Source organism: Streptomyces sp. A01, assembly GCF_059026195.1.
The window spans coordinates 354,716-372,269 of record NZ_JBWLKN010000004.1; the positions used below are offsets into that span (position 1 = coordinate 354,716).

Annotated in this window: 13 protein-coding genes and 1 pseudogene; 6 read left to right on the plus strand and 8 right to left on the minus strand. The window is 72.0% G+C overall.

All coding sequences use genetic code 11. From position 1 onward, the window contains the following. Window positions 1–466: 466 nt before the first annotated feature. Window positions 467–811 (minus strand): annotated as a pseudogene (locus AC5P1B_RS07635) (hypothetical protein); the annotation flags it as partial. A 354-nt stretch (window positions 812–1,165) separates the two neighbouring features. Here AC5P1B_RS07635 and AC5P1B_RS07640 point away from each other — a divergent pair. The 4 genes from AC5P1B_RS07640 to AC5P1B_RS07655 are packed head-to-tail and all read left to right on the plus strand — an operon-like array spanning window position 1,166 to window position 5,251. Then, window positions 1,166–3,847 carry a nitrate- and nitrite sensing domain-containing protein gene (locus AC5P1B_RS07640; RefSeq protein ID WP_493885783.1) on the plus strand — a complete coding sequence of 894 codons (2,682 nt, stop codon included), beginning with the start codon at window positions 1,166–1,168 and terminating at the stop codon, window positions 3,845–3,847. Continuing rightward, on the plus strand, window positions 3,844–4,260 hold the full coding sequence (locus tag AC5P1B_RS07645) for a roadblock/LC7 domain-containing protein (protein ID WP_493885784.1): 417 nt from the start codon (window positions 3,844–3,846) through the stop codon (window positions 4,258–4,260). The genes AC5P1B_RS07640 and AC5P1B_RS07645 overlap by 4 nt, the downstream gene beginning before the upstream one ends. 9 nt (window positions 4,261–4,269) lie before the next feature. Next, a complete protein-coding gene (locus AC5P1B_RS07650) occupies window positions 4,270–4,662 on the plus strand; it encodes a DUF742 domain-containing protein (protein ID WP_493885785.1) in 393 nt (130 codons plus the stop codon). Beyond that, entirely contained in the window at window positions 4,643–5,251 is a 609-nt protein-coding gene (locus AC5P1B_RS07655; RefSeq protein WP_493885786.1) for a GTP-binding protein, read from the plus strand. Before AC5P1B_RS07650 ends, AC5P1B_RS07655 begins: the two co-directional genes overlap by 20 nt. A 152-nt stretch (window positions 5,252–5,403) precedes the next feature. Here the strand turns inward: AC5P1B_RS07655 and glpK are convergent, their stop codons facing one another. The 7 genes from glpK to AC5P1B_RS07690 form a co-directional block, all read right to left on the minus strand. Continuing rightward, complete coding sequence (glpK, locus tag AC5P1B_RS07660) at window positions 5,404–6,942, minus strand: glycerol kinase GlpK (protein ID WP_493885787.1); 1,539 nt, start codon at window positions 6,940–6,942, stop codon at window positions 5,404–5,406. A gap of 13 nt (window positions 6,943–6,955) precedes the next feature. Continuing rightward, a complete protein-coding gene (locus AC5P1B_RS07665) occupies window positions 6,956–7,687 on the minus strand; it encodes an MIP/aquaporin family protein (RefSeq protein ID WP_493885788.1) in 732 nt (243 codons plus the stop codon). Between the two features lie 335 nt (window positions 7,688–8,022). Next, the gene (locus AC5P1B_RS07670) at window positions 8,023–9,213 is read right to left on the minus strand and encodes a lipid-transfer protein (protein ID WP_493885789.1); all 1,191 of its coding nucleotides are present in this window, start codon (window positions 9,211–9,213) and stop codon (window positions 8,023–8,025) included. Beyond that, window positions 9,210–9,686 carry a Zn-ribbon domain-containing OB-fold protein gene (locus AC5P1B_RS07675; protein ID WP_493885790.1) on the minus strand — a complete coding sequence of 159 codons (477 nt, stop codon included), beginning with the start codon at window positions 9,684–9,686 and terminating at the stop codon, window positions 9,210–9,212. Before AC5P1B_RS07675 ends, AC5P1B_RS07670 begins: the two co-directional genes overlap by 4 nt. Window positions 9,687–9,865: 179 nt before the next feature. Further along, window positions 9,866–10,237 carry an Mpo1-like protein gene (locus AC5P1B_RS07680; RefSeq protein ID WP_493885791.1) on the minus strand — a complete coding sequence of 124 codons (372 nt, stop codon included), beginning with the start codon at window positions 10,235–10,237 and terminating at the stop codon, window positions 9,866–9,868. A 113-nt stretch (window positions 10,238–10,350) separates the two neighbouring features. Continuing rightward, the gene (locus tag AC5P1B_RS07685; RefSeq protein WP_493885792.1) at window positions 10,351–11,184 is read right to left on the minus strand and encodes a M15 family metallopeptidase; all 834 of its coding nucleotides are present in this window, start codon (window positions 11,182–11,184) and stop codon (window positions 10,351–10,353) included. Between the two features lie 124 nt (window positions 11,185–11,308). After that, a complete protein-coding gene (locus AC5P1B_RS07690; protein ID WP_493885793.1) occupies window positions 11,309–13,678 on the minus strand; it encodes a glycoside hydrolase family 31 protein in 2,370 nt (789 codons plus the stop codon). Between the two features lie 331 nt (window positions 13,679–14,009). Between AC5P1B_RS07690 and AC5P1B_RS07695 the strand changes: the two genes are divergently transcribed. Continuing rightward, window positions 14,010–16,031 (plus strand): acetoacetate--CoA ligase, encoded by a 2,022-nt coding sequence (locus AC5P1B_RS07695; protein WP_493885794.1) that lies wholly within the window; start codon window positions 14,010–14,012, stop codon window positions 16,029–16,031. Window positions 16,032–16,100: 69 nt separating this feature from the next. Continuing rightward, a complete protein-coding gene (locus AC5P1B_RS07700) occupies window positions 16,101–17,228 on the plus strand; it encodes a DUF8829 domain-containing protein (RefSeq protein WP_493885795.1) in 1,128 nt (375 codons plus the stop codon). Window positions 17,229–17,554 lie beyond the last annotated feature (326 nt).

The following is a 17,554-nucleotide window of genomic DNA, read 5'->3' on the forward strand; positions in this document are numbered from 1 at the left end:
TGCGGCGAAAACCCGCCCCGCGAAAACGAGCCGAGTGGCGAGATCGACGCCGTTCAGGGCGGAAACGCCATGCGCGGAGGAACACCCTGGGACACCCCGTCGCCGCGCCGGTGGGCTACTCCCGTGCGAGGCCCGGCGCGGCGAACGCGCGCGCCGGGCCTCGGGCCGCGCCTGAGGCCTTCAGCACAGGGTTGAGCCCCACCAGGAGCGCGGGGAACCGCGCGCCCAGCCACGACGCACCCGCGGTCGGCGTCGCACGGACAGGGACTGCCCGCCCCAGGCCGCCAGGCCAAGGGGCAAGCAGCCCTGGTACAGCGAAGGATGTGCCCCACCAGGGGCGCGGGGAACCGCGCGCCCAGCCACGACGCACCCGCACTCCGCGACACACGGACAGCTGCTCCCCCAGCACGGCTCCGCCGACCGGCGACCGCCGGACGGCGACCGGCGTTCGTCAGGCGCCGGACAGCCTGCCCTGCCCCCGCGCACGCCGGAGATCCCGCGCGGAGCTGCTCGGCACCGAGATGACGCCGTTGCGCTGCTTCCAGACCTGCCGGGTCACCCACACGTCCAGCACACCCCAGGTGGCCACCACGGTGCTCGCCACGGCGCTCAGCGCGGCGGGAAAGGCGAACCAGGACCCGGCGAGCGTGCACAGCATCGCCACCATCGCCTGGACCAGCGTCAACGCGATGATGATGACCGCTCTTACGGCGGCGGTCCGCACCGGATCAGGCAGCCGCGTACGCCGGGCGGGTTCATCCGTCCACAGTGCCCGGAGTTGCTGTTGCGGTATGTCGCGATTCTTTTCCATCAACTTCTCCCCCTTTCCATAGCTGCCCGGATTGCGAGGTTCCGAAAAGATGGACATCGGTCGTATTCCGCCCAGGCGCCCCTTGAAACACGTACGACGATGAGCGAAGGTTCCCAGGGGTGAGGGGAAAACCGGCCATCGGGGACTGGCAGGGTTCTGCTAGCCGTGGGAGCGCGACCCCAGGGCTGTGCGGCGAAAAGTCGGGGCATCAATGGACATCCCGTGATCAAGAGCTCACCTGATGGCCCGTCAGTAACCGGACTCATCTTCGAGTTGGACACTCAGCAGTAGTAGGCTCGCGCCGCTTGTTGTCGGAACATCCCCCGCGTCAGCGGGGTTGACGTTAGGGAGGCCATGCGCTTTCGCGGTAAGTCGATCCGCCGGAAGATCGTGGCGCTGTTGCTGGTGCCGCTCGTCTCACTGACGGCAATCTGGGCCTTCGCTACAGTGATCACCAGTCGTGAGGCCATCCAGCTGATGGACGCGGCCGATGTCATCGACAAGGTCGGTACACCGGCTGAAGACGCGGTTCAGGCCATCCAAAAGGAGCGTCGCCAGACGCTCATCTATCTCGCCAAGCGCAACACCGGCGCCCTCGCGCAGATGAAGGAAAGGCAGCGCGAAACGGACAAGGTTCTGGACAAGCTGCGCTCCAACGCCAACAGCGAGGACACGCGGGACAGCATGAACTCCGACTCGGAGTCGCAGCTGGCCACTTTCCTCGACAGCGCCGAGGGACTCGACGCGCTGCGCGGCAAGGTCGAGAACAACACCATCAACCGCGACAGCGCCTATCAGAAGTACAACTACCTGGTCGACGGCGTGTACAACTTCCGGTACGCGCTGCACACCGTGCCGAACGCCGACATCGACAAGCACGGTCGCGCGATCGTCGCGATGATCCGTGCGCGTGAGGCACTGGCCCGTGAGGACAGCCTGTACCTCGGCGCCCTCACCGCCGGCAAGATCAGCTGGCGGGAGATGCGGCTGATGTCCGACCTGCGGGCCGAGCGGGACCTGATCTACACCACCAACCTGCCGGTGCTCCCTCTGTCCGAACAGCGCATCATCCAGGACTACCGGCGCACGTCGGCGGCGCCCGAGGCGCTGTACAACGCCGAGAACGCCGTTCAGAACGCCGGCCCGTCCCGCGCCCTGCAGATCATGAACCGCAAGCGCTGGGAAGCCGCCGTCAACCCGTCCCTGGACGACTACAGCCGGCTGGGCAAGGAGTACACCGACCGCTACGAGGACGACGTCGTGCGCCCCGAGGCGACGAGCGTGATGCTCCGTGCCGGTGCCGCCGGTGTCCTCGGCTTCGTCGCCCTCCTCGCCTCCCTGTTCGTGTCCATCCGCATCGGCCGCGCCCTCATCCGCGACCTCCAGCGGCTCCGTAAGGACGCGCACGAGGTCTCCGGGGTGCGTCTGCCCAGCGTCATGCGCAGGCTCGCCGCGGGCGAGCAGGTCGACGTGAGCGCGGAGGCGCCCCGCCTCGAATACGGCGGCGACGAGATGGGCCAGGTCGGCCAGGCCCTCAACACCCTGCAGCGCGCGGCCGTCGAGGCCGCCGTCAAGCAGGCGGACATGCGACGCGGCGTCTCCGAGGTGTTCGTCAACCTCGCCCGCCGCCACCAGGTGCTGCTGCACCGGCAGCTGACGCTGCTGGACGCCATGGAACGACGTACCGAGGACACCGACGAACTCGCCGACCTCTTCCGCCTGGACCACATGACCACCCGCATGCGGCGGCACGCCGAGGGCCTGGTCATCCTCTCCGGCGCGGCCCCCTCCCGGCAGTGGCGCAAGCCCATCCAGCTCATGGACGTGGTGCGCGCCGCGGTCGCCGAGGTCGAGGACTACGAGCGGATCGAGGTGCGCCGCCTGGCCCGCCTCGCGGTCAACGGCCCCGCGGTCGCCGACCTCACGCACCTCATCGCGGAACTGCTGGAGAACGCGGCCGTGTTCTCCCCACCGCACACCGCGGTCCAGGTGCACGGCGAGCGGGTCTCCAACGGCTTCACCCTGGAGATCCACGACCGCGGGCTCGGCATGGCGCCCGACGCGCTGCTTGAGGCGAACCTGCGGCTCGCCGAGACACGCGACTTCGAGCTCTCCGACACCGACCGGCTCGGCCTGTTCGTCGTCAGCCGCCTCGCCCAGCGCCAGGGCGTCCGCGTCTCCCTCCAGCCCTCCCCGTACGGGGGCACCACCGCGATCGTGCTCATCCCCGCGACGCTGCTCTCCGAGAGCGGGGAGACGGAGCAGGACGGTGGCGAGGAGAGCAGCGACGACACCCGCAGGCTGCGGCCCTCCGAAAGCGGGATCGCGGCGATCGGCCAGGGATCGGGCGGCCGCCGCGGCAAACACGCGCGCGCGGTGGAGCCCGAGCCGTTCGACGGGCCGGTCGAACTGGAGGCACCGCTCAGTCCGTTCGGCGACGAGGAGCCGGACGACGTGGAAGGCGGCTGGTTCCGGGGCCGCGGAGCCCCGCACCCCGCTCTGTCCGACCCCACCGCGTCGTCCGAGCACCAGCAGGCCGCCGACGGTCAGGCACCGCCTTCCGGCCAGCCGGTCGCGCTGCCGCGCCGCAGGCACCCTGTGCTCGTCTCCGACCACGGGCGCCCCGTGGAGAATCCGAGGCCGGGCCGCGACCCGCGCCAGTCCAATGACCAGGGGCCGGTGCGGCCTCCCGAGCTCGTACCGAACCCGCAGCCGTCCGCGTCCGGGGACCGTCCCCGGCGCGCGGAGCAGTCCGCCCCCCGGGCCGGCGCCCCGGTGTCGGCGACCGGGCTGCCGCGCCGGGTCCGGCAGGCCAGCCTCGCCCCGCAGCTCAAGAAGGAACCCGCCCCCCAGGCGGAGCCGGAACAGCAGCCGGAGGAGACTGACCCCCAGGCCGAGGCCGAGATGGCGCGGGCCAAGATGTCCTCGCTCCAGCGCGGCTGGCAGCGCGGCCGGCAGCAGCACACCACCTCCGCCGACTCCAATGGCCCGGCGGGCACAGCACCAGGAACCACATGGGAGGGGGACGGTCGATGACCGCACCATTCAACGCCGCGTCGAGGCCATCCAGCGAGCTCAGCTGGCTGCTCGACGAGCTGGTCGAGCGGGTGGGCAGCATCCACAAGGCACTCGTGCTCTCCGGCGACGGACTGCCGACCGGCGCGTCACGTGACTTGACCCGGGAAGACGGTGAGCATCTGGCCGCCGTGGCGTCCGGATTCCACAGCCTCGCCAAGGGAGTCGGACGGCACTTCGAGGTCGGCCGGGTCCGGCAGACCATCGTGGAGCTCGACGACGCGTTTCTCTTCGTCACCGCCGCGGGCGACGGCAGCTGTCTGGCCGTGCTCGCCGACGCCGACAGCGATGTCGGCCAGGTCGCGTACGAGATGACACTGCTCGTCAAGCGCGTCGGTACCCATCTGGGCACCGCTCCGCGGTCCAGTGGGTGATGGTGTGACATGAGCGGAGACGGGGAGGACACAGCGCGTTGGTTCGACGACGCGGCGGGGCCGGTAGTACGGCCGTACGCCATGACCCGAGGTCGAACCCGCGCTCTGACCGAGGACAAGCTCGACCTGATCGCGGTGGTCATCGCCGACACCCTCAGAGGCCGCACGGTCGATCAGACGCTTTCCCCGGAGCATCTCGACATTGTCGAGCTGAGCCGGGAAACCCCGCAGTCCGTCGCTGAGTTAGCGGCCGAGCTCGACCTGCCGGTCGGGGTCGTCCGCGTGCTCATCGGCGACCTGCTGCACGCGGCGCTCGTCCGCGTGTCCCGGCCCGTACCTCCGGCAGAACTGCCGGATGAGTGGATACTGCGCGAGGTGATCAATGGTCTCCGGGCACTCTGACCGTGGCCGTTCCAGTGTTGTCGACCCGGTGACGTTGAAGATCCTGGTGGCAGGTGGTTTCGGCGCGGGCAAGACGACCCTGGTGGGCGCGGTGAGCGAGATCAAGCCGCTGCGCACCGAGGAACTGCTCAGTGAAGCCGGCCGCCCTGTGGACGACATCGGCGGGGTGGAAGGCAAGAAGACCACCACCGTCGCCATGGACTTCGGACGCATCACGCTCCGCGAGGACCTGGTGCTCTACCTGTTCGGCACGCCAGGGCAGGACCGGTTCTGGTTCCTGTGGGACGAGCTGGCGACCGGCGCGCTCGGCGCGGTGGTCCTGGCGGACACCCGGCGGCTGGAGGACTGTTTCGCCGCCGTCGACTACTTCGAACGGCGCGGTATCGCCTTCACCGTGGCGGTGAACTGCTTCGACGGCGCCGACCGGTTCCCCGAGGACATCGTGCGCGACGCGCTCGACCTCGACCCGGATGTGCCCGTCATGCTGTGCGACGCCCGGGAACGGGAGTCGACGAAGGGCGTGCTGATCTCCGTCGTCGAACACGCGATGAAGATCGCCGCCCAGCAGCGGCAAGCCGCGGGCGGCTGACCGCCCTCCGAGGCCCCCAGCGCGGCCCGTACCCCATGACGCGGGGTACGGGCCGCGCCGCGTCGCGGCATGGCTGCCGGTCCGCGGGAGGAGCCCCCATCCGGCGCCCTCCCGCGAACACGGCCACAGCGACGCCGGCATGCCCTCTCCGACTACGCGCGCCCGGAGGCCCGGTCGTCGGTCCAGCCGAAGCTGCGCTCCACCGCCTTGTGCCAGTTGGCGTACTCCCGCTCCCGTGCCTCGGGGGCCATCCGCGGGCTCCACTCGACGTCACGCTTCCAGTGCGCCCGCAACTCGTCCAGGTCCTGCCACACCCCGGTGGCGAGCCCCGCCGCGTAGGCCGCGCCCAGGCAGGTGGTCTCGGCGATCACAGGTCGGGTGACGGGCACCCCGAGGACGTCCGCCTGGTGCTGCATGAGCAGCGAGTTGGCGGTCATGCCGCCGTCCACCTTCAGCGAGGTGAGCCGCACCCCGGAGTCCTCGTACATCGCGTCGACGACCTCGCGGGTCTGCCAGCTCGTCGCCTCCAGCACGGCGCGCGCCAGGTGGGCCTTGGTGACGTAGCGGGTGAGGCCGGTGATGACGCCGCGCGCGTCCGAGCGCCAGTACGGGGCGTACAGGCCGGAGAACGCCGGGACGATGTACGCGCCGCCGTTGTCGTCCACGCTGGCCGCCAGCGTCTCGATCTCCTCGGCCGAGCGGATGATGCCGAGCTGGTCGCGGAACCACTGGACCAGCGCACCGGTGATCGCGATCGACCCCTCAAGGCAGTACACCGGGCGCTCGCCGCCTAGCTGGTAGCCCATGGTCGTCAGCAGCCCGTTCTTCGACGGCACCGGCCGCTCACCGGTGTTGAGCAGCAGGAAGCTGCCGGTCCCGTACGTGTTCTTGGCCTCGCCCACGCCGTAGCAGGTCTGCCCGAAGACCGCGGCCTGCTGGTCGCCGAGCGCGGAGGCCACGGGCACCCCGGAGAGTTGGCCGACGGCCGTGCCGTACACCTCGGCGGAGGACTTGATCTCCGGGAGCACCGCCTCGGGGATGTTCATCGCGGACAGGATCGAGGAGTCCCACTGGAGCGTGCCGAGGTTCATCAGCATGGTGCGCCCGGCGTTGGTGACGTCGGTGACGTGCACGCCGCCGTCGGTGCCGCCGGTCAGATTCCAGATCAGCCAGGAGTCGATCGTGCCGAAGGCGATCTCACCCAGTTCGGCGCGGCGCCGCAGCCCCGGCACGTTGTCCAGCAGCCAGGCGGCCTTCGGCCCGGAGAAGTAGCTGGCCAGGGGCAGACCGGTGGCCTCGCGGAAGCGGTCCTGGCCGTCCGCGCCGCCCAGCTCGTCACACAGTTCGGAGGTCCGCGTGTCCTGCCAGACGATCGCGTTGTGCACCGGCTTCCCCGTGGACCGGTCCCACAGCACGGTCGTCTCGCGCTGGTTGGTGATGCCGAGCGAACTGAGCTGGTCGGCGCGCAGTCCCGCCTTGGCCAGCGCGCCCGCCACCACCGCCTGCGTCTTGGACCAGATCTCGGTGGCGTCGTGCTCCACCCAGCCCGGCTTGGGGAAGATCTGACGGTGCTCACGCTGGTCGGCGGCGACGATGCTGCCCTGCCGGTTGAAGATGATGCAGCGGCTGGAGGTCGTGCCCTGGTCGATCGCGGCGACGTAAGCGTCCGTGCCGGCCGTCCCGTTCGTCATGACGTCTCCTGACTCAGAAGGCTGCGTTGAAGATAAGACCGGAGAGCGCGGCTCCGATGAGCGGGCCCGCGACGGGGACCCAGGCGTAACCCCAGTCGGAGGTGCCCTTGTGCGGGATGGGCAGCAGCGCGTGCACGATGCGCGGCCCGAGGTCGCGGGCGGGGTTGATGGCGTAACCGGTCGGCCCGCCGAGGGAGAGGCCGATGCCGACCACGACGAACGCGACCATCAGCGTCTTCACCCCCGAGGTGCCCAGGCCCTTGTCGAGCCCGAACGCCAGCAGCGGCAGCACCAGGCCGATGGTTGCGATGATCTCGGTGAGGAGGTTGGCGACCGGGTGCCTGACCTCGGGGATCGTGGCGAAGACGCCCAGCGTGGGCTGTGCGGTCTTCTCGTCGGCGTTGGCCGCGAACTGCGCGTAGTACGCCAGATAGGCGAGGCAAGCGCCGATCAGGGCCCCGACCAGCTGCCCGGCGATGTACAGCGGCACGTCCTCCCACTCGCCGGTGTCGACGGCGATGCCCACCGTCACCGCCGGATTCAGGTGCCCGCCAGAGAGCGGACCGGCGGTGTACGCGCCGGCGAGGACGCCGAATCCCCAGCCGAAGGCGATCACCACCCATCCGGACGCCCGCGCCTTGGAGTGTTTGAGGGTGACGGCGGCGCACACTCCGGCGCCGAAGAGAATCAGGATCGCGGTGCCGATGATCTCGCCGACGAAGATGTCGCCATGGGAATAGTTCATTGCGGCTCCTCAGCCCTCGCCCGGGGCCTCGCCCCGGTCCTCCGTGCAGGGTTCACCGCTCATGGTCACGGGACCGAAGAGGCGGGCCTGTATGCCGCCCGGGGTCCGCGACGAGCGTGCCACGTGTCGGCGGTCGCCCGCGAAGGCTACCGGCTCGGTGCGCACCGAGCCGGGAACGACATGGCGGAGCCGTCCCGCGGCCGGGGGTGCCCGCTTACGGCGACGCCGACTGACAACGGGAAGTGTTCACCTGGGCTGATGGAGCGTCAAGGTCATGGACAGCAACGGCTGATCGGCCGAGCGGACCGGGCCTGGTGAGCGCCGGGGCGGCTGCCTCATCGCACGGCGACCACTGCCGCGCCATGGCCGAACAGCCCCTGACTGGCCGCGATCCCCACGCGCGCGCCGGGCACCTGCCGCGCGCCCGCCTGCCCGCGCAGCTGCCATGTCAGCTCGCACACCTGGGCGATGGCCTGGGCGGGCACCGCCTCACCGAAGGAGGCGAGCCCTCCGCTCGGATTGACCGGTACCCGCCCGCCCAGCGCGGTGACGCCCGCGCGCAGCAGCCCGGCCCCCGCACCCGCGCCGCACAGCCCCACGTCCTCGTACCACTCCAGTTCCGACGCGGTGGACAAGTCGTACACCTCGGCCAGCGACAGCTCACCGGGGCCGATGCCCGCCTCCTCGTACGCCGCCCGCGCGAGGGAGGCCCGGAACGTCCCGGGGGCGGGCGGTACGGCCGCGGCGGAGTCGGTGGCGATGTCGGGCAGGTCGAGCACGGTGGCCGGGTAGCGCGGGCTGACGGTGGACACGGCGCGGATACGGACGGGGTCGGCGTGTCCGTGGCGGCGGGCGAAGTCCATGGTGGACAGCACGAGGGCGGCGCCCCCGTCGGAGGTCGCGCAGATGTCGAGCAGCCGCAGCGGGTCGGCGACGACCGGCGACGCGGCGACCTGCGCGGCGCTGACCGGCCGCCGGTAGCGGGCGTACGGATTGAGCGCGCCCGCGGCCGCGTTCTTGACCTTGATCTGCGCGAAGTCCGCCGGTCTGTCGCCGTGGACGGCCATCCTGCGCCGGGCTGACAGGGCGAAGTAGACGGGGTTGGTGGCGCCGAGCACCCGGAACCGCAGCCAGTCGGGGTCGTCCGGCCGGTCGCCGCCCGGGGGAGCGAAGAACCCCTTGGGCGCGGAGTCCGCACCGACGACGAGGGCGACCTCGGCCAGCCCGGACAGCAGCTGCGCGCGGGCCGCGTCGATCGCCTGGGCACCGGAGGCGCAGGCCGCGTAGACGCTGCTGATCCTGGCTCCCTGCCAGCCCAGCGCGCGGGCGAACGCGGCCCCGGCGACATGGCCGGGATAGCCGCAGCGGATGGTGGCCGCGCCGACGATGTAGCGCACGGCCGACCACGGGAGTCCGGCGTCGGCGAGGGCGTCGGTCGCCGCCTTCGTGCCGTAGGCGGTGAAGGGGCGGCCCCACTTGCCCCACGGGTGCATCCCGGCGCCCAGGACCGCCACGTCGCGGGTCATGAGCGGCCGCCCGGCAGCGGCCGCCAGTGCCAGGTCGTCCAGATCTGTTCGCTGTCCTCGTACAGCACCCCCGGGACGACCTCCGCCTCCATCCCCACGGCCAGCTCCGCCAGCGTCACCCCGGGCGCGCCCTGCCCGAGCACCACCATGCGCTCGGCCGCCAGTTCCACGGCGATCAGGAGATACGGCTCGAAGGGGGTTGCGGGGTCGCTGAGGTACGGGGCGGGCGGGCGGTACCGCCCTTCGGTGTACGACCACACCCGGCCGCGCCGGGACAGCGGCGCGCTGACCAGGTCGGTGCCCGCGCACGCCGGGTTGCGGCAGGACGTGTCCCCGGGCGGGAAGAACACCGCGCCGCAGTCCGCACAGTGGCTGCCCAGCAGGCAGAAGCCCTCGCCGCTCTGGCCGATCTCGCCGTTCTGGCCGGACGAGCCGAACCACCCGGCCACCACGGGCGTACGCGCGCGTGCCACATGCCCTCCCCGCACCGAAGCTGACGGCTCGTCAGGAGTGTGGCACGGGCGCGCACGGCACGGAAGGCGACCGCCGGCGGCGCCGGGCGGCCGCGCTGCCGCCTACGGCCGTACGGGGCGGCGGGGTGGCGGCCCCGCCCTGCCGGGCGGTCGGCTCCCCACGCCCGCCGCCCCGTCGGTCACGCGGCCCTGCGGTGATCCAGCTCCGGGTGCTCGGCCAGCCACTTCTCCGCGATCTCACCCAGCTCGGCGTCCCGCCCCGCCAGCATCATCCTGATCATCTGCCGGTCGCCCCGCAGCGACCACAGCGGATGCCCGAAGGTGGCCGGGTTGTTGCCCTCGATGAGGAAGTGCGCGGGCCAGGCCGAGCCGTAGCCGATCAGCGGCACCGCCAGCGCGTACCGCCGCCGTCCGCGCGCCAGCCCGTACGCCGCGACCGTCAGCCCGGTGAGCGTGCCCGCCAGATGCACCCACCGGGTCGCGGCGCGCGAGTGCATGGCGACGTAGTAGGGCCAGAATTCGTCGTACGAAGCGAATGTCTGCTCTTCCATGTCAGCACCGTAAATGACGCAACCAGGAATGAACCCTGCGCGTCCACCTGAACGTGACCGGCCGGGTGGGGTCCACGGGGGTGGCTCCGTCCGGCCGGTTCTCCACCCCCGGGTCAGCGGCCGCCGGGCCCGACGGGTCGGTGGCCCGACAGCGACCGGCGATGCACGGGGAAGTCGAAGTAGGTCTCGGGGAACGGCTCCGGCTTGAAGGTGTAGTGCCACCACTCCTCGGCCAGGTTCACGAAGCCCACCCCTTCCAGCGTGTTCTTGAGTAGCATCCGGTTCGCCCGCTGCTCGCCCCGGATGCGGGGGTCGAGGGTGTGCGAGAGGGTGTCGAAGCAGTCGAACCCGGTACCCATATCCACCGAGTTGTCGGGGAACCGCTCCGCCTGTGGCTCGTAACAGCGCACCAGCGGCTCGCCGGGAACGTACGGGCGCGTGGGCTTGGCGGGCAGCTTCACGATGGTCACATCGGTCGTGCTGCCCCTGCTGTGACCCGACTTCTCCGCGATATAGCCGTCGAGGAACAGCCGCGACTTGTCGACATCCGGGTAGAACTCGCCCTTCATCCGCTGGTCGTCGAGATCCTTCGCCCAGGTCACGAAGTCGTTCACGGCGCGCTGCGGCCGGTAGCAGTCGTACACCTTCAGGCTGTAGCCGTGCCGCAGCAGCCGCGTCTGCGCCTTGTGCAGTGCCTTGGCTGCCGGGCGGGTCAGGACGCACAGCGGCTGGCGGTAGCCCTCGACGCGATGGCCGGTGAAGTTGTGCTCGGTGCGGTAGCGGATCTCCTGGAGGATCGTCGGGTCCACCTCGCTGAGGGCCACGAACTCCTTGGGGGCCTTCGGCTCGGGCTTCGCCTGCGCGGGGGCGGCGGAGGCACCGGCGAAGGCGAGTACAGCGGTCAGGGGCAGGGCGAGCGCGCGCGACGCGGCGGCGAGAGTCGGCATGCCCCTCAGATATCAGTGGACGGGCGGGCGGGGGAAGAGGCCGGCCGCCGCCGCGCGAGCCACGCACCCGTCACACCCGCCGGACACCGCCCGGCAGCCGTACGCCCGCCACCGCCGCCGGACGCTACGCGAGGCCCGCCGCGCCCCCGCGTACCCGCATCGGATACGTCACCTCGTCCGCGCCCTCCTGCTCCACCGCCACCCGTCCACCGCGCAGCCGGGTGGTGAAACGCACCGCCTCCGGCATCTCCCAGCCGTCTCCCGCGTCGGGGATCAGCACCCCGCCGCCCGTGCGGCCGGCGGCCGGCGCCCACACCTCAAGCTCCGTCTCCCCCCGCTCACCCGCCACCGACAGCACGGAACCAGCCCGCGCCAGCACCGGAACCCGCGACAGCGGCGCGTCCACCAGCACCTGGCCAGGCCCCTCGTAGGGCTGGCCCGTCGCCGTGTCGTACCACCGGCCGCGCGGCAGCCGCACCGCCCGCCGCCGGGCATCCGGCTCCAGCACCGGAGCCACCAGCAGCGAGTCCCCGAGCAGGAACGCGTCCTCGCAGTCGCGCAGCGCCCGGTCCCGCGGCGAGCGCCACCACAGGGGGCGGACATACGGGGCGCCCGTGCGGTGCGCGAGCTGCGCCAGGGTGACGAAGTACGGCAGAAGCCGTTGGCGTTCGCGCAACGCCGCCGTCGCGTGCTCAAGCACCTCAGGGCCGAACTCCCACGGCTCACGCCGCCCCGCCCAAAGCGCCGAGTGGGTACGGAACAGCGGCAGATACGAACCCAGCTGGAACCAGCGCAGATACAGCTCGGGCGACGGCGACCCGGTGAAACCGCCCACGTCAGGTCCGGAATACGGCACCCCGCACAGTCCGAGGCCCAGCACCAGAGCGAGCGAGGCCCGCATCCCGGGCCAGCCCGTCGCCACATCACCCGACCAGGTGCCCCCATACCGCTGCATCCCCGCCCACCCCGAGCGGGAGAAGAGGAACGGCCGCTGCTCCGGGCGCAGTTCGCGCAACCCCTCGTACCCGGCACGCGCCATCGCGAGCCCGTACACGTTGTGCGCCTCCCGGTGGTCGCCGCCCCGCCCCTCCAGCGCGTGCCGCGCCGACAGCGGCAGCGTCGGATCGCCGAAGGCGGCGAACGACACCGGCTCATTCATGTCATGCCACATCCCCGCGAAGCCCTGCGCGAGGCGCTCCACGTACAACCCGCTCCACCACTTGCGCGCCCGGGGATCGGTGAAGTCGGGGAAGACCGCCTCACCCGGCCACACCTCACCCCGGATGACCTGACCGGTCGCGTCCTTGACGAACGCCCCGGCGGCCACACCCCCGTCGTACACCGCGTCGCCCGGCTCCGCCTTTACCGCCGGATCGACGATCGACACCAGACGCACCCCGTCCCCGGCCAGCTCAGCCGCCAGCCGGGGCAGATCGGGAAACCGTCCGCGGTCCACCGTGAACACCCGGTTCCCCCGCAGGTGGTCGATGTCGAGATGGAGCGCCGACAGCGGAAGCCCGCGGTCCAGATACCCCGCCACCACCCGCCGCACCTCACCCTCGTCACCGAACCCCCACCGGGCGTGATGGTGACCCAGCGCCCAGCGCGGCGGCAGCGCGGGCGCCCCCGTCAGCGCCGCCCAGCCATGCAGCACACGCGCCGGAGTGCCCACGATCACCCAGTACCGCAGCGGGCCGCCCTCCATCCGTATCTCGCAGCCGCCCGGCCGGTCGTGCCCCGAACCCCCGCCCTCCACGCCCTCCCGCAGCGTGACCAGGCCGTCCCAGGTGTTGTCGTGGAAGATCAGATGACTGCTCGCGTCCGCCACCACCAGCTGCACCGGCATCGTGAGATACAGCGGGTCGTCACCCGGTCCGAAGGACCCGCCCGGATCGGTGTTCCACAGCCGGTACGTGCCGTCCCGCAGCCGCGGCCCCGCTGAGCGGCCGCCCAGGCCGAAACACCGTGCGTCAGCGGCCACTTGGGAGCGCTGCGCCCACCGGGGGTGCGCCTGCTCGGCCGCTGCCGGGTGTACCGGCTCCCACCAGCGCGGCGGCAGCTCCCGGCGCAGCACAACACCACCAGGCGTGCGGATCTCGACCGCCCCGTACCGGGACACCGCCACCGTCACCCGCTCCGACACCACCCGCCAGCCGTCCTCCGTGTCCGGCTCCAGAACCACCCGCGGATCGACCTCGGGGCAGGGCCCGGCCAGCGCGTACGACGGCTCGGGATCGGTGCCGTCCCAGCCGCAGAACACCGCCCCGCCCACCGCCACCCGCACCCGCAGCGACGAACGGGCGAACCGCACCACACCACCGCCTGGCTGCGGCTCCGCACCCTCGGCGAGCCCCGGCACACGAGCCCGCTCAGCACCCCGCCGGGGCAGCCCCACCGCATCCACGCGGCGCCGCCGCCACGCCGATCTGACCTTCCTCAGCCCCTGCGCAGAACCAGCCACCTTCACCGACCGCACCAGGTCACGCGCATCCATGCAGATCACCCTGCCATTGAGAGGAGCGAACGGAGACGTCGTTCAACTGCCGTTCACCCGTTGTCACCCCAGTGCCTCCCCAACCTGTGACCTGGCGCCCGCGCATGCCCTCATCAGCCCCCTCAGACCCACGGGACCCGGCACACCGTCACGGCCGGAACGGGGCGGCGGCCCGTCGGAGGCCCCCGGGGAGGGGACCCACCCTGGTGCGGAAGTCGATCACATGGCATCGTCCTGCTGAGCCGCGTCACGCGCACGCACCCGCCACCCACCGGGGCCCGTGCCCGTATGCGAGCGGACGCACACCACGCGCACAGTCCGGGAGCCGCAGATGACCACCGCACCGCAGCCAGCAGCCGAGCCGGAGCCCCTGTGGCAGCCCGGTCAGGACCGCGTCGCCCGCGCACAGGTCACCCGCTTCCAGACCTGGGCCGCCGAACGGCACGGCGCCCCCGCCGCCACCCCCGGCGACCCCGCCGCCGGGTACGCCGCCCTGCACCGCTGGTCCGTCGAGCGGCTGCCGGACTTCTGGAAGGCGGTCACCGAGTGGTTCGACGTGCGCTTCTCCGCCCCGTACGAGACCGTGCTCGCCGAGCGCGCCATGCCGGGCGCGCGCTGGTTCCCCGGCGCCACCCTCAACTACGCGGAGCACGCGCTGCGCGCCGCCGAGGACCCGGCCCGCGCCGGCGACCCCGCCCTGCTGTACGTCGACGAGATCCACGACCCCATCCCCGTCAGCTGGTCCACCCTGCGCGGCCAGGTCGGCGCGCTCGCCGCCGAGCTGCGCGCCCTCGGTGTGCGCCCCGGCGACCGGATCAGCGGCTACGTCCCCAACATCCCGCAGGCCACGGTCGCCCTCCTCGCCACCGCCGCCGTCGGCGCGGTATGGACCTCCTGCGCCCCCGACTTCGGCGCCCGCAGCGTCCTCGACCGCTTCCAGCAGGTCGAACCCGTCGTCCTGTTCACCGTCGACGGCTACCGCTACGGCGGCAAGGAACACGACCGCACCGAGACCGTCGCCGAACTGCGGCGCGAGCTGCCCACCCTGCGCGCCGTCGTGCACATCCCGCAGCTCGGCACACCGGCACCCGTGGGCACGCTGCACTGGGACGACCTCACCTCGGCCGCCACCGAGCCGGTCTTCGAGCAGGTCCCCTTCGACCACCCGCTGTGGGTGCTGTACTCCTCGGGCACCACCGGGCTGCCCAAGGCCATCGTCCAGTCCCAGGGCGGCATCCTCGTCGAACACCTCAAGCAGCTCGGCCTGCACTGCGACCTGGGCCCCGAGGACCGCTTCTTCTGGTACACCTCCACCGGCTGGATGATGTGGAACTTCCTCGTCTCCGGCCTCCTCGTCGGCGCCACCGTCGTCCTCTACGACGGCAGCCCCGGCTACCCGGACACCGCGGCCCAGTGGCGCGTCGCCGAACGCACCGGGGCGACCCTGTACGGCACCTCCGCCGCCTACGTCATGGCCTGCCGCAAGGCCGACGTCCACCCGGGCCGCGACTTCGACCTCTCCCGCGTCAAGTGCGTCGCCACCACCGGCTCCCCGCTGCCGCCCGACGGCTTCCGCTGGCTGCACGACGAGGTCGCCGAGGACATGTGGATCGCCTCCGTCAGCGGCGGCACCGACGTCTGCAGCTGCTTCGCCGGCGCCGTCCCCACCCTCCCCGTCCACATCGGCGAGCTCCAGGCACCGGGCCTGGGCACCGACCTCCAGGCGTGGAACCCGCAGGGCGAACCCGTCGTGGACGAGGTCGGCGAACTCATCGTCACCAACCCCATGCCGTCGATGCCCGTCCGCTTCTGGAACGATCCCGACGGCAGCCGCTACCACGACAGCTACTTCGACGAGTTCCCCGGCGTCTGGCGGCACGGCGACTGGATCACCCTCACCTCGCGCGGCAGCGTCATCATCCACGGGCGCTCCGACTCCACCCTGAACCGGCAGGGCGTCCGCATGGGCTCCGCCGACATCTACGAGGCCGTGGAACGGCTCCCCGAGATCCGCGAATCCCTGGTCATCGGCGTCGAACAGCCCGACGGCGGCTACTGGATGCCCCTGTTCGTGCACCTCGCGCCCGGCGCCGCCCTCAACGACGACCTACGCGAGAAAATCAAGACCGTCATCCGCGCCCAGCTCTCCCCGCGCCATGTCCCCGACGAGGTCATCGAGGTCCCCGCGGTCCCGCACACCCTCACCGGCAAGCGCATCGAGGTCCCGGTCAAGCGCCTGCTCCAGGGCACCGCCCTGGACAAAGCGGTCAACCCCGGGTCGGTGGACAACATCGAGCTGCTCCACTTCTACGAGCGGCTCGCCCGCGCCCGCGCGACCGGCACCGACGCCTGACGCCGACACCACTGTCAGACCCCCCGGTTACGGTGAGTGAGCACTGATCGACAGCGCTCAGGGGGAGCCATGGCACACGCACGGAACAGGCGACGGCAGGCGGGCGTCAACCGGCATACGGTCGGCGAGCGAAGCGGTCCTGTGGCGAAGCCGACCGCACCGGAGGTCAGGCCCGGCGGCGCCCGCGCCCCAAGGAAACCCGCCGGGCCAGCCGGAGCGCGCGGCCCCGGCGGACACGGCCGACACGAGGGACAGGGCGGACGGCGGGACCGGTCGGCGGCGCGCGGCGGCCGCGCGACCGCCCGCCGCGCGCTTCGCCGGGAATCGCCCAGGACCGTCGCCCTGCTGGCGGACGAGACGGATTTCGCCGCCATGCGGCGCTACGCCAGCTTCCATTCCGAGGACTACCCGGCGTATCTGCGGCAGGTGGACGGCCTGCTGCGCGCGCTGGCCGCCCAAGGCGGGTACACCACCGTCGCCCTCTTCGACCCCGTCGCCTACCGCGCGTTCTGCACCGAAGCCCGGCTCGTCCCCGACGCCGCTGCCAGCCGCGCCCGCTTCACCGCCGAGATCGCCGCGGCGGGCCCCGCCGTCCGGTACGAGGGCCAGCCGCTCAGCCGCCTCATTCCCCAGCTGATCGACGCGGAGGAACACCACGCCACCTGGGCGTACGCCGCGGGACTCCTGGCCAGACTGGGGGAGTGCCCCGACTGCGGCGAGGACGTCGCGGCCGCCGCGCTCGCCCGGGCCACGTCAGCGACACACGCCCTCCTGACGGCCGCGGGCCTCGGCACCCACCACCTGGTGTGCAGCGTCCCGGTCGACGTGGCCCCGCTCGTCGCCGTCCTGCACAGGACCGCCCGCGCCGCCGGGAGCACTCGGCACGACGACGGAGCCCGGCGGCCCACCGAGGCCGAGGCGGACGCCTTCCGCGCGGTGCTGGCCGTCGGGCTGGCCACGAGCAGACCTGGCGGTGTCGTCCTGCGCACGATGGAGGACGGGCAGCCCGACACGGTACGTGGCTGGGTGCTCCGCGAGCACTGGCTGCGTCCCCTCACCGAGGCCGAGGTCTTCAGCGCCTACTGCACGGACCCGGACACCGGTGAGCCCGTCCCGCCCGAGCCCGGCGTCGAGTACCTCTCCGGCATCGCACTGCCGCGCCCCGAAATCGCACTGCCGCGCCCCGAAGAGGAGTGACCCGGCGGTGTCCGGCGGATCATGCGTGCCGGCAGCCCTGGCGCAGCGAAGGGGTGGGCCCCGTCAGGGGCGCGGGGAACTGCGTGACGAGCCACGACGGACCCGCACTCCGCGACGCGCGGACAGGGGCTCCCCCAGATCGATCCGCCGGACAGGGCCTGGCACAGCGAGCTCAGCCCAGCCCAGATCAGCCCAGCCCACGAAGCCTGGCCCGTCGGCTGCCGGTCACTCGCCGGAGAGCACCGCCTGCGCTGCTTGGCGTGCTTGTTGGGGGGTGTCGGTGGTGCGGGCGGCTTGGGCGGCGCGTTGGCATTGGGCGAGGGTGT

Excerpts from the sequence above, each read along its gene's own strand:
- AC5P1B_RS07670 (WP_493885789.1), bottom strand. The coding sequence starts at position 9,213 with ATGACCCGCGACGTGGCGGTCCTGGGCGCCGGGATGCACCCGTGGGGC.
- AC5P1B_RS07645 (WP_493885784.1), top strand. The coding sequence starts at position 3,844 with ATGACCGCACCATTCAACGCCGCGTCGAGGCCATCCAGCGAGCTCAGC.
- AC5P1B_RS07690 (WP_493885793.1), bottom strand. The coding sequence starts at position 13,678 with ATGGATGCGCGTGACCTGGTGCGGTCGGTGAAGGTGGCTGGTTCTGCG.
- AC5P1B_RS07685 (WP_493885792.1), bottom strand. The coding sequence starts at position 11,184 with ATGCCGACTCTCGCCGCCGCGTCGCGCGCGCTCGCCCTGCCCCTGACC.
- AC5P1B_RS07650 (WP_493885785.1), top strand. The coding sequence starts at position 4,270 with ATGAGCGGAGACGGGGAGGACACAGCGCGTTGGTTCGACGACGCGGCG.
- AC5P1B_RS07665 (WP_493885788.1), bottom strand. The coding sequence starts at position 7,687 with ATGAACTATTCCCATGGCGACATCTTCGTCGGCGAGATCATCGGCACC.
- AC5P1B_RS07695 (WP_493885794.1), top strand. The coding sequence starts at position 14,010 with ATGACCACCGCACCGCAGCCAGCAGCCGAGCCGGAGCCCCTGTGGCAG.
- AC5P1B_RS07700 (WP_493885795.1), top strand. The coding sequence starts at position 16,101 with ATGGCACACGCACGGAACAGGCGACGGCAGGCGGGCGTCAACCGGCAT.
- AC5P1B_RS07640 (WP_493885783.1), top strand. The coding sequence starts at position 1,166 with ATGCGCTTTCGCGGTAAGTCGATCCGCCGGAAGATCGTGGCGCTGTTG.
- AC5P1B_RS07680 (WP_493885791.1), bottom strand. The coding sequence starts at position 10,237 with ATGGAAGAGCAGACATTCGCTTCGTACGACGAATTCTGGCCCTACTAC.
- AC5P1B_RS07655 (WP_493885786.1), top strand. The coding sequence starts at position 4,643 with ATGGTCTCCGGGCACTCTGACCGTGGCCGTTCCAGTGTTGTCGACCCG.
- glpK (WP_493885787.1), bottom strand. The coding sequence starts at position 6,942 with ATGACGAACGGGACGGCCGGCACGGACGCTTACGTCGCCGCGATCGAC.